We start from the raw sequence: 13846 nt of genomic DNA, 5'->3' as shown, positions 1-13846 counted from the left end.
CGTGATGTCCGGATAAGGTGACCTTGTTGATAGCAGACTTTATACCTTTTCTCGTCCGGGAGCAACGTCATTGCTCCAGTATCACTTTCACTATCACGTCTAACTATCAGATAAAAAAGGGGAAATTTCGATTATTTGGTTTGCAAGGAGCCCCATATCCATCTACCTTTGGAAAAAAATGCTTCCCAAAAGCCGCTACCTTTCGTGTCCGGACACCGAAACCCGGCACGAGATTTGCCCCCACTAAGGTAACCATCCATGGGAGACAATCGACCGCAATCGAGATCGTCGGCGGAATTCGTGGTGCCCTGCAGCACAGCACGTTTTTCCTCCCATAACTTGCTACCTTCATCGATTCCCACAGGAGGGTACCTTTCAGCGTCATCGATTTCATTGTTTTCGATCCCGCCCGCGGAAATCGCTCCCATAAATGGCAACCTGCCATTTCCCCCATAGCAGGTAACCTTTATGCTCCAACGATCCAGTCCATGGGAAAGGTTTCCGGAACACCACGGTGAATTTCAGCCAATCGACCCGAGCAGGTTCCCATAAAAAGGTACCTTCGAGATACCCCATAACTGGCTACCCAAAGAAAATCGCTGTGTCTTGAGGGACTCATGGATCGAGAAAAACGCCCCATAAAAGGCTACCCTCAAGCATCCCCATAGACGACTACCCAGCGCGATTTACGACCGATTTCCCATAACCGGGTACGCTCGCCCCATATCCACAACCCCCAATCCCCACAACTCGGTACCCCATTCCCCAAATCCACAGACCTGAAACCCCAGACCCTTCCACCTGTGCTCCCATAAATGGGTGCCGAACACCGCTCAAACCCTTGTGGCACAAGGCTGTGAGCCGTCTAAAAGTAGTTAAAGAAGTAAACGTGGTTTACAAAAGATGTAAACACACGTGTGCTCCCACAGAAAGACGAACCCCATAAACCGCTACCTACGGTAGCCGTCTGTGGTACGGAAAACGCGCGGAACGACTGATCCAGCCGTGCAGAACCTGAGATTGGGATCCTGTCCTGCGAGGGTTTCAGGCCCGACAAGGCTTTCCGGAGAGGTGAGTGCCTACTCACAAACGCCGAAACGTAGAAACCTATGGGAGGAAACCACGAGGAAATCCCCCGATTCGGCGTACAGGTTCCCGTTTATGGGATCGACGAATCCACTTCCTGATTACCCGCGCACTTGCGTTTGGCCGACAGAGCAGGTTCGTGGCCACCGCGGTGGCTGTCTTCGGAATCGCCGGCAGCAGTTCGAAATCATCGTGGATTGCGGGCGAGTGGATTTTTGTCCTCGTGATCCCGCGTCCGTGGACAACTTTTTACCGGTCGCCAACCGGCATGTTTCGAACAAATTCAGCCCGTGGACTGTGCGCAGAGGCAATCGTCCCGGACTGCGTGTCCACGCGGCGGCCTCCCGATTTTCTACCTTTGGACCAACCGAGCCGTCGCACTATGGCTCTGGCAAGCCGCCAAAAGCCGCACGACCGACCGCGAGCGATCGTCATGGCGAACACTTTCCGCACAGGTCGCCGGCTCCAGGACCGATCCCAAGATCGTTCCGAGCCGACGTGAAGATCCGGTCTATGACGAAGCTCACCGTCGCCGAATCGCAAGTGGCTCCCGGACATGCTCACCTTCCGGAATCTCCAGATCCCGGAAAGGCTCACCTTTCGGTACCGCACTGGGTTCGGCAAACCGTGTCGATCGCGATACCGCTCAACGGGCGGGCCACCTGAGCGATCAAATAAAAAAACTGTGGCAAAGCTCACGGTGTGATGTACCCGCAAGCACAGTCACTTGCGCTTTCTCGACGCATGCGTGAAGTGACGCCGATCGACGTCTTCACCACACAGTGTTCGGCTTTTCGTCATACGTACCCGTCAATGACGACCTTCACCTCGACAGGTCACCCAAGCCACAGGTGACCGCCAACATCACGGCGCGGCGACTCGACGCGATCGTCTTGATCGCTGGAGGAACCGAATCGTGACCGTTTATGGGAGGAACCGTCGCTCGAGCCGCGTCGAATGGCAACGTGGCGCACAGATCGACTGCTGCTGCGGGGATCATGGATGAGCATGTCGACATCACCACCTGTGAAACAGCGGCCTATCGTGCGTGCCCAATCCGTCGCCGTTCCCGAACCGGGCGATAAGCGTCGCGGTCTCTGGCACATGACGCCTGTGCGGAGCCCCATCTTCTCCCATACATGTATCCCGATTCCGTCATCACGTTCACGCCACATTTTTCGCGACACGGTTATGATGCACAGGTCCTGATCGCGACATGACAACCGATCAGGACAGGGGCGGTATCTCGATGGTTGTTCAATCCGTGATAGTCATCAAAAAAGAGAGTTCAGCGATGCAAATCCAGATCAGAAAACTCGCGCTGGCTGCTACCGCAGCCGCTTTCCTGTTCGGCTCGGCAGCTCCCGCGTTTGCACAGACCGACGCCGCCAGCGCGCCTGCCGCACAGGATGCGAAGGCAGCGAAGAGCGAAGCACGCAAGGCGGCCAGGGCCAAACGCAAGGCCGAGCGCAAGGCTGCTCGTGCGAAGAACACCGCCGAGCTGAAGAAACTCGAAGATGCCGGTTACAAGCCGGCGGCCAATGATCCGAACTATCCGCAGAACCTGCAGAACGCGGAGAAGAAAGCCGGCGCTGCAGCAAGCCAGTAAGCGTCGTCCGACGGCAAGGCGCGGTGTGAGCCGCGCCTTGCCGTGTGCATCACGATCACGCGGTGCACGCCTGAAATCACGTTCCGTGCATTTCCGTTGTTTGATTCGGAATCCTGCCTTTCTCGTTACGCACGACCGACTCCTCGACGCGGTCAGTGCCGTCCGTCCCGCGCGGTCGCGTTCCCCGTCGTTTTCAGCCAGTCCTTGAATGCACGCACGGCATCGTCGTTTGCCCGCGCGGATGCGACGTACGTGAAGTAGCGCCACGGCGGCAGCGCCGGTTCGCTGAACGGCTGCACGAGCCGCCCTTCGGCGATATCGTCGGCGACGAGCGCGATCGGTCCCATGGCGACGCCCAGCCCGTCGAGCGCGCCTTGCAGCGTCAGGTAGAAATGCTCGAGCGTGAGCGAGTGCCGCGGTGCAAGATTCGGATGCCCGGCCGCCGCGAGCCACTCGGGCCACATGCCGGGATAGGTGGCCGCGTGCAGCAGCGTGAAGCCCGCGAGATCGGCCGGCGTGTCCAGCGGCCGTCCCTCCAGCAGCTTCGGCGCACACACCGGCAGCCGAACTTCCGACAGGAATTCCTCGGCAACGTAACCGTCGATGGCTTGCGGGCCGCCGCGAACGATCAGGTCGACCTTGTCGCGCAATTTCTCGATCGGCTCGTTCGACGTCGACAACCGCACCTCGATGGCCGGATGGGCGACCTGGAACGATGACAGCTTCGGCACGAGCCAGCGTAGCGAAAACGTCGCGGGCGCGCTGACGCGCAGCACGCGCTGCTGCGCGTGACCGAAGTGTTGTGCGGTGGCGAGCGCGATCCGGTCGAACGATGCGCCGACCTCGGCGAGATACGCACGGCCGGCGTCGGTCAGCTCGACGCGCCGGTTGTGGCGTTCGAACAGCGGTCGCCCGAGCCACGCCTCCAGTTGCTGCACGTGCCGGCTGATCGCGCCGTGCGTCACGCACAGCTCGTCGGCGGCCAGCGTGAAACTGCCGAGCCGCGCGGCGGCTTCGAACGCGCGCAGCGAATTCAACGGGGGAAGTCGTCGGGCCATTGCTTCGTTTCGCGTGATTTTTACTCACACGAAGGTTCAGGTTTAATCGTTTGATCGGGCAATCCAGCTCCGCCAATATGGCACACAAACGGCCGGCACGGCCGAACGAGTGTCTGAATTTCTCACATGGAGTGCGGAGCATGCCGAACGTGATGGTGGTAGGCGCCCAATGGGGCGACGAGGGCAAGGGGCGCGTCGTGGACTGGCTGGCGGCCCAGGCCGATCTCGTTGCGCGCTACAACGGCGGCCACAACGCGGGCCATACGCTGGTCGTCGGCGACAAGACGTACAAGCTCGCGCTGCTGCCGAGCGGCATCGTGCGCGGCAAGCGCGGCGTGATCGGCAACGGCGTCGCGCTCGATCCGGAAGCGCTGCTCGCGGAAATCGGGCGGATGGCCGGGCTCGGGCTGTCGGTGACGCCGGACAATCTGTCGATCGCCGAGAACGCGACGCTGGTGTTGCCGATTCACCGCGCAATCGACCAGGCGCAGGAGCGCCAGCGCCGCGAACCAATCGGCACCACGCTGCGCGGGATCGGGCCGGCCTACGAGGACAAGGTCGGGCGCCGCGGTCTGCGCGTCGGCGATCTCGCGGAGCCTGGCCGGCTTGCCGCCAAGCTCGACGTGCTCGTCGATCATCACAACGCGTGGTTCCGGGGCCTGGGGCTCGACGAATACGACCGCGACGCGATGCTGGCGACGCTGGTCGGCCTCGCGCCGAAGATCCTGCCGTTCGTGCGCCCCGTCTGGGCCGATCTGAACGACGCGACCGATCGCGGCGAGCGCATCCTGTTCGAGGGTTCGCAGGCCGTGATGCTGGATATCGACTGGGGCACGTACCCGTTCGTGACGTCGTCGGGCACCGTGGCGTCGGCCGCCGCGGCCGGCACCGGCCTGGGCGCGTCGAAGCTCGGCCATGTGCTGGGCGTGACCAAGGCGTATGCGACGCGTGTCGGCGGCGGCCCGTTCCTCACGGAGCTGAACGACGTCACCGGCGAAGCGCTGCGCGCGCGCGGGCAGGAATTCGGCGTCAATACCGGCCGGCCGCGACGCTGCGGCTGGCTCGATGCCGCACAACTGCGTCAGGCCGTCAGGATCTCGGGCATCGATTCGCTCGCAATCACGAAGCTCGACGTGCTCGACGGCTTCGAGTCCATCGCGCTGTGCGTCGGTTACGAACTCGACGGTGCGCGTGTCGACCATCTGCCTGCGAGTCTCGATGCGCAGGCGCGCGCGAAGCCTGTATACGAAAGATTCGACGGCTGGCATGGCACCGTGAAGGGCGTGCGCGAGCGCGCGGCGCTGCCGCGCGCCGCTCAGGATTTCATCGCGCGCGTCGAAGCGGTCGCGGGCGCACCGGTGTCGATGATCACGACCGGTGCGGAGCGTGACGACACGATCGTGTTGCGCAATCCTTTCGACGTGGCGGCCGCTGCGTGACGCGCGAAACGGGGAGGGCGTAAATTGCGCCGCGGCATCGCGGCCGGCGGGGCGTTTTTGCCGGCCCGATGCCCAATGCCCGTTGATGCTCGGGTGCGTGCACGCGCGGCCCGGATGCCATGCGACAAGCGATTCCACGGCACGATTCGGCATCCGGATTACGCCGCGTACGGCGAACTGGACACGCCTGCAGCGCTGCTGTACTGTTCCGCACAATTCGCGCCAGACCGGCCTGTGCCGGAGCCGCCGGCACCCAGGCCGCACGGCGGCGCGACGTGATCTCAATCCCGGGGACAGGTCGATGGACACGTTACAGATGATGCGCATTTTCGTCCGGGTTGCGGAGGAGGGCAGTTTCACGAGCGCGGCCCATCGCCTGGACATCACGACGGCCTACGCATCGCGTTCGGTCGCACAACTCGAAACGCATCTGCGCACGCGCCTGCTCAACCGCAGCACGCGCCGCATTGCGCTGACCGACGCCGGGCAGCGCTATCTCGACCGCTGCCAGCGGATCCTCGGCTATATCGACGAAGCGGAAGCCGAGGCGGCCGACGCACAGGCGAAACCGTCGGGGCGGTTGCACGTTCACGCGACGACGAGTTTCGGCCAGTCCTACGTGGTGCCCGCGGTCGTGCGCTACCGTGAGCGTTATCCGTCGGTCGCGGTCGAGCTGACGCTGTCGCAGCACGTGCCCGACATCATCGACGAAGGCTACGACGTATCGCTGCAGTTGAGCACGACCGAGCTGCCCGATTCCGGGCTCGTGTCGCAGCGGCTCGGTGACGTGGGCAGCGTGCTGTGCGCGTCACCCGCGTACCTGAAGGCGCGGGGTACGCCGCACACGGTGAGCGACCTCGAAGGTCATGCGTGCCTGCAGATCGTCACGTCGCTCTTTCCGCGCGACCGCTGGCATCTCGACGGCCCCAATGGTCGTGAAACGTTCGAGCTGCCGTTGCCGGATTTCCAGGTAAACATCGCCGAAGCGCTTGGCGCCGCGCTGCGTGCCGGCCTCGGGATCGGCTCGCTGCCGATCCCGGCCGCCCTGCCCGGGCTCGCGAGCGGTGCGCTGGTGCGCGTGCTGCCCGAATACCGGTTGCAGAAGCTGACGGTCTATACGCTGTACGCGTCGCGTCAGTATCTCGACGCGAAGATCCGCACGTTCGTCGATTTCCTGCGCGAATGCGTGCCCGAGTTGCTGGCCGCCGACGAGGCTGCGGTGACCGCGTCCTGCGCGTCACGCAATTCCTGATTCAGGCATGGTGCGGTGCGCGAGCGCCGCATACCGATCCTTACTAGCTTAAATAATACGTATTCCTATATTTTCTGGCGGCGCTGGCTACTGGCGCACACCCGGCGCGCCACCTGTATCTTTTGTTTCGCGACAGCGTGGTGCCCATGTCGTCGGTCGAATACTTCGCCCGCTGCATCGACGAAGCCGTGCTGGCCGAACGGGCGAATGAGAGCGGGAAGAAGGGCGGGGCACGCACGCGCATACGGCCCGCGTGAAGCGGCTTATGGCGCGACGCGCGACAGCGGCACCGCTTCACCTCGCAGCCTCGCGACGTCGCGGCCCGGCGCGTCGCCGAACAGCCGCGCGTATTCGCGGCTGAACTGCGACGCGCTGACGTAGCCCACGCTGCGGCACGCTTGCCGCGCATCCATCGCCGACAGGCACATCAGGCGGCGCGCCTCCTGCAGTCGCAGCACCTTCTGGCATTGCAACGGGCTCATCGACGTGACCGCACGGAAGTGGTGATGAAAAGTCGACGGGCTCATGTCGACTTGCCGCGCGAGCGAGTCGACCGTCATCGGATCGCGGTAGTGGTCGCGAATCCACGCGACCGCGCGCGAAATGCGCTGCGCCGTCGAACCGGCCTCGCCAACCTGCGCGACGCGTGCACCCGACGGACCACGCAGCAGCCGAATGAGGATTTCGTCGACGATCAGCGGCGCGAGCAGGTCGAGCTCGACCGGTTGCGCCATCAACTGCATCAGCCGCGCGACGGCGTCGACGATTTCCGGCGTCGCGTCGTGCGTGTCGAGCGCGCCGCAGTCGACGGTTTTCGGCAACCCGCGCGGGAACACGCGTGGCGTGAGCGCGGCGATGCGCGCCGGATCGAGTTCGAGCTGCGCGTAAAGGAACGGCTCGGCGGGCGTTGCGCGCGTCACGCGGCCGGTGACGGGCACGTCGGCCGTCGCGACCAGCATCCGCGCTTCGTCGATCGTGTAGGTGTCGTCGCCGACCCGCATCGACTTCGCGCCTTGCCCGACGATGCTCATGCACGCGTGGTGCACGCCGTGGTTCCACTGCGCCGGCGCGCCGGATGCGCGTGAGATGCGCATGCCGCGCACCGGCAGGTCGAACGACCCGTCGTGCGGCGCGTAGGCGGCGATCAACGCCGCGAGCCGGGCCGCGTGCGGCCGTGCCGGCGACCGCGGGTCGTGATCGGGCAGGGGGCGCGGTTGCGGTGGCGTTCGGGCGTCGGTTTCCATGTTGCGTGAGCGGATGGCGGAGTGAGCGAGGCGAGGTGCGCGGCGGCGATTCCCCGTCGAGAAACAGGCAGGGGCGCCGGCACGGCGGTCACATCGTACGACCAGTTGCGTGCGCCGGATTGCCCAAACCTGTCGGAAATTAGCCCGATCATCCGGACCTGCATGGTCGGTGGTCGCATCGCCCGTCGTTGCGAGGTGTGCAGCGCACAAATTCGGAAATTAAGGCAAAACAATCGCAGGATCGGGCAAGCTATTTCCCGGTGGTTTTCATACCATTGCACCTGCTGAAAGAAATGTGTTCCAGTGCGTTCGTGTGACGCAGGCAAAACCGTCGCATGATCCGCGGCCGCTGCCGCACGTGTTGCCGCCGCGAATCGCTGGAAAAGACTCAGGACTGCTATCGAATGATCGTACATCGGACCGGCCGAGGCTGGCTTGCGCCCGTTGTATGCCGGCTCGCGCCCGTCGCGAGCGTGCCGACCGGCCCGGCGTGGCCGGCGTCGGCGCCGCTGCATTGGCCGGGCCGATGCGGATCGGCACGCGACGTGCCGGCGGGTGCAGGTGGAACGGCAGCCGTCCGCGCAGGGGAATCCGGACAAATGGACCAACTTCAATCGATTCGGGCATTCGTGACGGTGGCAAGGGAAGGCGGGTTCCGCCGCGCGGCGACGCGGCTGCGCGTGTCGACGGCGATGGCGAGCCGGTTGGTCGATGCGCTCGAAACGCGGCTCGGCGCGCGCCTGCTTCAACGCAGCACCAGCCACCAGTCGCTGACGGAAATCGGCGAGCTGTATCTCGCGCGCGTCGAGCGGATTCTGGGCGCGATCGACGAGATCGACGGCCGTTTCGTCGCGATGGGCAGCAAGCCGGAAGGGGCGTTGCGCGTGGCCGCGCCGGTCGCGTTCGGGCTCAGCCAGTTGAGCGCGTTGCTCGATCGTTTCGTGCACCTGTTTCCGGACGTGCGGCCGACCGTGACGCTGACCGATGCGTACGTCGACCTGACTGCCGAGGACATCGACGTCGCATTCCTGATCGACGGTATGCCGGTATCCGGTGCGCACGCGCTGCATACGCTGGCCGCGTACGAATCCGTGCGCGTCGCGGCGCCGGGTTACGTCGCCGCACAGGGCGGCGCGGCGGCATCGGGCGGCTGGCCGGATCTCACGACCGTCCGGTTCGAACCGCCGGCGGCCGACGACGACCCTGCGGCCGCGATTCGACCGGGCTCGGCACCCGGCAATGCGGGCGTCGGCCATCTCGAGATGGCACGACGGCTGGCCGTGGCCGGCATGGGCGCGGCGGTGCTGCCCGCGTATCTCGTCGACGCCGATCTGGCGGCCGGCACGCTGGTGCGCATCGCACCGGTTCGCCCGCTCGCGCCCGTCACGCTGAAGCTCGCGCATGTGCGTGCCGCGCGTCTGTCGGCCGCCGCGCGCGCGTTCATCGAATTCGCCGGCGCCGCGTTCCGGCCCGCGCGCTAGCGTCCCGGCTGGCCGCCGCGGCAACGCGTGCCCGTCGGGGCCGCGGGCTCGCCGTTCCTTTTTACGGAAGCAGTTCGGCAAACGAACGCTCCGCAGGGTGCACCGCACACCCGAAGCACGTGCCCGCATGCGTGTCGGACGGAAGCGAGAGCATTCCGCCCGCGCATGCAGGCCGCGAGGAGATCTGGTGATTCCCATTGAATGTCGTCTATTTGTGAGAGGTCGCTCCATGCGCGTCGAACGGGTTCCATACCGCTTGATCACTGTCGCGGCAGCCGCGGTTTTCCTGGCTGCCTGCGGAAAAAAAGAATCGGCACCGCCGCCGCAAACACCTGAAGTCGGCGTCGTCACCGTCCAGCCGCGGGCCGTACCGGTCTTCACCGACCTGCCGGGCCGCACCAGCGCGTTCCTCGTCGCGCAGGTGCGCGCGCGGGTCGACGGCATCGTGCTGCGCCGTGAATTCACCGAAGGCAGCGACGTCAAGGCCGGTCAGCGTCTGTACAAGATCGACCCGGCGCCGTACGTCGCCGCGCTGAACAGCGCGAAGGCGACGCTCGCGAAGGCGCAGGCGAACCTCGTCACGCAGAACGCGCTGGTCGCGCGCTACAAGGTGCTGGTGGCCGCGAACGCGGTCAGCAAGCAGGACTACGACAACGCGGTGGCCACGCAGGGCCAGGCCGCGGCGGACGTCGCGGCCGGCAAGGCGGCGGTCGACACCGCGCAGATCAACCTCGGCTATACGGATGTCGTGTCGCCGATCACGGGCCGCGTCGGCATCTCGCAAGTGACGCCGGGCGCGTACGTGCAGGCGAGCCAGGCGACGCTGATGTCGACCGTGCAGCAGCTCGATCCGGTGTACGTGGACCTCACGCAGTCGAGCCTCGAAGGGCTGAAGCTGCGCCAGGACGTGCAGAGCGGGCGCCTGAAGACGAGCGGCCCGGGCGCGGCGAAGGTGTCGCTGATCCTGGAAGACGGCAAGACCTATTCGGAAGCGGGCAAGCTGCAGTTCTCGGACGTGACGGTCGACCAGACCACCGGCTCGGTGACGATCCGCGCGGTGTTTCCGAACCCGGGCCGCGTGCTGCTGCCGGGGATGTTCGTGCGCGCGCGGATCGAGGAAGGCGTGAACGAGAACGCGTTCCTGGTGCCGCAGATCGGCGTCACGCACGACCAGAAGGGGCAGGCGATCGCGCTGGTGGTGAACGCCAGCAACAAGGTCGAATCGCGTCCGCTGAAGACGACCAGCATGCAGGGTCAGAACTGGATCGTCGAAGGCGGTCTGCAGGCGGGAGATCACGTGATCGTGCAGGGCGGCGAAAAGGTGCGCCCGGGTGCGACCGTGAAGACCGTCGAGGCGCAGCTCGCGCCGGCGCCGGATGCGGCGTCCGCCGTAGCGGCGGGTGCCACGCCGGCGAGTACCGCCGCCAATGCTGCTGCGAGTTCGGCCGCCGCGTCGGCCGCGCAATAACAGGGAGTCCGTTTCATGGCCAAGTTCTTTATCGATCGCCCGATCTTCGCGTGGGTGATCGCGATCGTGCTGATGCTGGCCGGCGTCGCATCGATCTTCAAGATGCCGATCGCGCAGTATCCGACGATCGCACCGCCGACGATCCAGATCCAGGCGAACTACCCGGGCGCATCCGCGAAGACGGTGGAAGACACGGTGACGCAGGTGATCGAGCAGCAGATGAGCGGTCTCGACAACTTCCTGTACATGTCGTCGACGAGTGACGACTCGGGCAATGCGACGATCACGCTGACCTTCTCGCCGGGCACGAATCCGGACGTCGCGCAGGTGCAGGTGCAGAACAAGCTGTCGCTCGCGACGCCGAACCTGCCGCAAGTCGTGCAGCAGCTCGGCATGCAGGTCACGAAGTCGAGCAGCAACTGGCTGATGTGGTTCGCGTTCAACTCCGAGGACGGCAGGATGTCGAAGGAGGACCTGACGAACTACGTGGCCTCGCACGTGCTCGATCCGCTGAGCCGCGTGAACGGCGTCGGCCAGACACTGCTGCTTGGTTCGCAGTTCTCGATGCGGATCTGGCTCGACCCGACCCGCCTGACCAACTACGGCCTCACGCCGATCGACGTATCGACGGCGATCACGCAGCAGAACGTGCAGATCGCGGGCGGCCAAATCGGCGGCACGCCGGCGAAGCCGGGAACGGTGCTGCAGGCGACGATCACCGAATCGACGCTGCTGCGCACACCCGAGCAGTTCGGCAACATCCTGCTGAAGGTCAACCAGGACGGCTCGCAGGTTCGACTGAAGGACGTCGGCCGCGCGGCGCTGGGTTCGGAGAACTACACGTTCGACACGAAATACATGGGGCAGCCGACGGCCGGTCTCGGCATCCAGCTCGCGACCGGTGCGAATGCGCTGGCGACCGCGACTGCGTTGCGGGCCAAGATCGACGAGCTGTCGAAGTACTTCCCGCACGGTCTGGTCGTCCACTATCCGTATGACACGACGCCGTTCGTGCGTCTGTCGATCGAGGAAGTGGTCAAGACGCTGATCGAGGGCATCGTGCTCGTGTTCCTGGTGATGTACCTGTTCCTGCAGAACCTGCGGGCGACGATCATCCCGACGATCGCGGTGCCGGTCGTGCTGCTCGGCACGTTCGCGATCATGGGCGTCGCTGGCTTCTCGATCAACACGCTGTCGATGTTCGGCCTGGTGCTTGCCATCGGCCTGCTGGTCGACGATGCGATCGTGGTGGTCGAGAACGTCGAGCGCGTGATGGCGGAAGAGGGCTTGTCGCCGAAGGAGGCGACCCGCAAGGCGATGGGCCAGATCACCGGCGCGCTGGTCGGCGTGGCGCTCGTGCTGTCGGCGGTGTTCGTGCCGGTGGCGTTCTCGGGCGGCTCGGTCGGTGCGATCTATCGCCAGTTCTCGCTGACGATCGTGTCGGCGATGGTGCTGTCGGTGCTTGTCGCGCTGATCCTGACGCCGGCACTGTGCGCGACGATCCTGAAGCCGGTTCCGCAAGGGCATCACGAAGAGAAGAAGGGCTTCTTCGGCTGGTTCAACCGGACCTTCGATCGCAGCCGCGATCGCTACACGGGCGGCGTGAATCACGTGATCCGGCGCTCGGGCCGCTGGCTCGTGATCTACCTGGCCGTGTTCATCGCGGTCGGCGTGATGTTTACGCGCCTGCCGAAATCCTTCCTGCCCGATGAAGACCAGGGCTACATGTTCATGATCGTGCAGACGCCGTCCGGCTCCACGCAGGAGACGACCGGCAAGACGCTCGACAACATCAATACGTACCTGACGACCGCGGAGAAGGACGTGGTCGACTCGGTGTTCACGGTCAACGGCTTCAGCTTCGCGGGCCGCGGCCAGAACGCGGGCCTCGTGTTCGTGAAGCTGAAACCGTACGAGCAGCGCCAGCGTTCGAACCAGAAGGTCCAGGCGCTGATCGGCCGCACCTTTGCGCACTATTCGACCTACAAGGACGCGATGGTGATTCCGTTCAACCCGCCGTCGATTCCCGAACTCGGCACGGCCGCCGGCTTCGACTTCGAGCTGACGGACAACGCCGGTCTCGGCCACGAAGCGCTGATGGCCGCGCGCGGCCAGTTGCTCGGGATGGCCGCGAAGGATCCCGCGCTCGCGCTCGTGCGCCCGAACGGCCTGAACGACACGCCGCAGTACAAGGTCGACATCGACCGCGAGAAGGCGAATGCACTCGGCGTCACGGCCGCTGCGATCGACCAGACGTTCTCGATCGCGTGGGCGTCGCAGTACGTGAACAACTTCCTCGATACCGATGGCCGGATCAAGAAGGTCTACGTGCAGTCGGATGCGCCGTTCCGGATGACGCCGGAGGACATGAACATCTGGTACGTGCGCAACAGTTCGGGCGGGATGGTGCCGTTCAGCGCGTTCTCGAGCGGCCACTGGATCTACGGTTCGCCGAAGCTCGAACGCTACAACGGCGTGTCGTCGATCGAGATCCAGGGGCAGGCTGCGGAGGGCAAGTCGACCGGCCAGGCGATGGCCGCGATGGAGGCGCTCGCGAGCAAGCTGCCGGAAGGCATCGGCTATTCGTGGACCGGCCTGTCGTTCCAGGAAATCCAGTCCGGCTCGCAGGCGCCGATCCTGTACGCGATCTCGATCCTCGTCGTGTTCCTGTGTCTCGCGGCACTGTATGAAAGCTGGTCGATCCCGTTCTCGGTGATCATGGTGGTGCCGCTCGGCGTGGTCGGCGCGCTGCTCGCGACGATGCTGCGCGGCCTCGAGAACGACGTGTTCTTCCAGGTCGGCCTGCTGACCACCGTGGGCTTGTCCGCGAAGAACGCGATCCTGATCGTCGAGTTCGCGCGTGAGTTGCAGGCGACCGGAAACATGGGGCCGGTGCGGGCGGCGATCGAGGCGGCGCGCCTGCGACTGCGCCCGATCCTGATGACGTCGCTCGCCTTCATGCTCGGCGTGCTGCCGCTCGCGATCAGCAACGGCGCAGGCTCGGCCAGCCAGCATGCGATCGGTACGGGCGTGATCGGCGGGATGATCACGGCGACGTTCCTCGCGATCTTCATGATCCCGATGTTCTTCGTGCGGGTTCGCGCGATCTTCAGCGGCGAGACGGAAAACGTCGACGATGCATGGCGTCTCGTGCAGGGCGACCTGCAGCGCGGTCACGACGACGCACACGATTCGAAGGGGCGGTAACG

At 64.8% G+C, this 13846-nt stretch carries 8 protein-coding genes; 6 read left to right on the top strand and 2 right to left on the bottom strand.

Annotated features, from left to right (window positions below):
- The first annotated feature begins 2380 nt into the window (after positions 1-2380).
- The gene (locus AC1VVG_RS35075; RefSeq protein WP_124610123.1) at positions 2381-2695 is read left to right on the top strand and encodes a DUF4148 domain-containing protein; all 315 of its coding nucleotides are present in this window, start codon (positions 2381-2383) and stop codon (positions 2693-2695) included.
- 152 nt (positions 2696-2847) lie between these two features.
- Here the strand turns inward: AC1VVG_RS35075 and gcvA are convergent, their stop codons facing one another.
- Positions 2848-3753, bottom strand: a complete 906-nt coding sequence (gene gcvA, locus AC1VVG_RS35070; RefSeq protein WP_034191719.1) for a transcriptional regulator GcvA — start codon at positions 3751-3753, stop codon at positions 2848-2850.
- A 140-nt stretch (positions 3754-3893) separates the two neighbouring features.
- Here gcvA and AC1VVG_RS35065 point away from each other — a divergent pair, with 140 nt between their 5' ends.
- Complete coding sequence (locus AC1VVG_RS35065) at positions 3894-5192, top strand: adenylosuccinate synthase (RefSeq protein ID WP_482837636.1); 1299 nt, start codon at positions 3894-3896, stop codon at positions 5190-5192.
- 301 nt (positions 5193-5493) lie between these two features.
- Positions 5494-6444, top strand: coding sequence for a LysR family transcriptional regulator (locus tag AC1VVG_RS35060; RefSeq protein ID WP_034191717.1), 951 nt, complete (start codon positions 5494-5496; stop codon positions 6442-6444).
- A gap of 263 nt (positions 6445-6707) precedes the next feature.
- On the opposite strand, the gene AC1VVG_RS35055 is transcribed toward AC1VVG_RS35060, so the two are convergent.
- Complete coding sequence (locus tag AC1VVG_RS35055; RefSeq protein ID WP_034191716.1) at positions 6708-7688, bottom strand: AraC family transcriptional regulator; 981 nt, start codon at positions 7686-7688, stop codon at positions 6708-6710.
- Positions 7689-8287: 599 nt separating this feature from the next.
- Here AC1VVG_RS35055 and AC1VVG_RS35050 point away from each other — a divergent pair.
- The 3 genes from AC1VVG_RS35050 to AC1VVG_RS35040 all read left to right on the top strand — a co-directional run bounded on the left by AC1VVG_RS35050 (position 8288) and on the right by AC1VVG_RS35040 (position 13844).
- On the top strand, positions 8288-9169 hold the full coding sequence (locus AC1VVG_RS35050; protein WP_034191715.1) for a LysR family transcriptional regulator: 882 nt from the start codon (positions 8288-8290) through the stop codon (positions 9167-9169).
- 229 nt (positions 9170-9398) lie between these two features.
- Complete coding sequence (locus AC1VVG_RS35045; RefSeq protein ID WP_482837635.1) at positions 9399-10637, top strand: efflux RND transporter periplasmic adaptor subunit; 1239 nt, start codon at positions 9399-9401, stop codon at positions 10635-10637.
- 15 nt (positions 10638-10652) lie between these two features.
- A complete protein-coding gene (locus tag AC1VVG_RS35040) occupies positions 10653-13844 on the top strand; it encodes an efflux RND transporter permease subunit (protein ID WP_175868201.1) in 3192 nt (1063 codons plus the stop codon).
- Positions 13845-13846 lie beyond the last annotated feature (2 nt).

The sequence above is a fragment of the Burkholderia sp. L-4 genome (assembly GCF_056856535.1).
This window is presented reverse-complemented; position numbering and strand designations above follow the sequence as displayed.

Excerpts from the sequence above, each read along its gene's own strand:
- AC1VVG_RS35075 (WP_124610123.1), top strand. The coding sequence starts at position 2,381 with ATGCAAATCCAGATCAGAAAACTCGCGCTGGCTGCTACCGCAGCCGCT.
- gcvA (WP_034191719.1), bottom strand. The coding sequence starts at position 3,753 with ATGGCCCGACGACTTCCCCCGTTGAATTCGCTGCGCGCGTTCGAAGCC.
- AC1VVG_RS35065 (WP_482837636.1), top strand. The coding sequence starts at position 3,894 with ATGCCGAACGTGATGGTGGTAGGCGCCCAATGGGGCGACGAGGGCAAG.
- AC1VVG_RS35060 (WP_034191717.1), top strand. The coding sequence starts at position 5,494 with ATGGACACGTTACAGATGATGCGCATTTTCGTCCGGGTTGCGGAGGAG.
- AC1VVG_RS35055 (WP_034191716.1), bottom strand. The coding sequence starts at position 7,688 with ATGGAAACCGACGCCCGAACGCCACCGCAACCGCGCCCCCTGCCCGAT.
- AC1VVG_RS35050 (WP_034191715.1), top strand. The coding sequence starts at position 8,288 with ATGGACCAACTTCAATCGATTCGGGCATTCGTGACGGTGGCAAGGGAA.
- AC1VVG_RS35045 (WP_482837635.1), top strand. The coding sequence starts at position 9,399 with ATGCGCGTCGAACGGGTTCCATACCGCTTGATCACTGTCGCGGCAGCC.
- AC1VVG_RS35040 (WP_175868201.1), top strand. The coding sequence starts at position 10,653 with ATGGCCAAGTTCTTTATCGATCGCCCGATCTTCGCGTGGGTGATCGCG.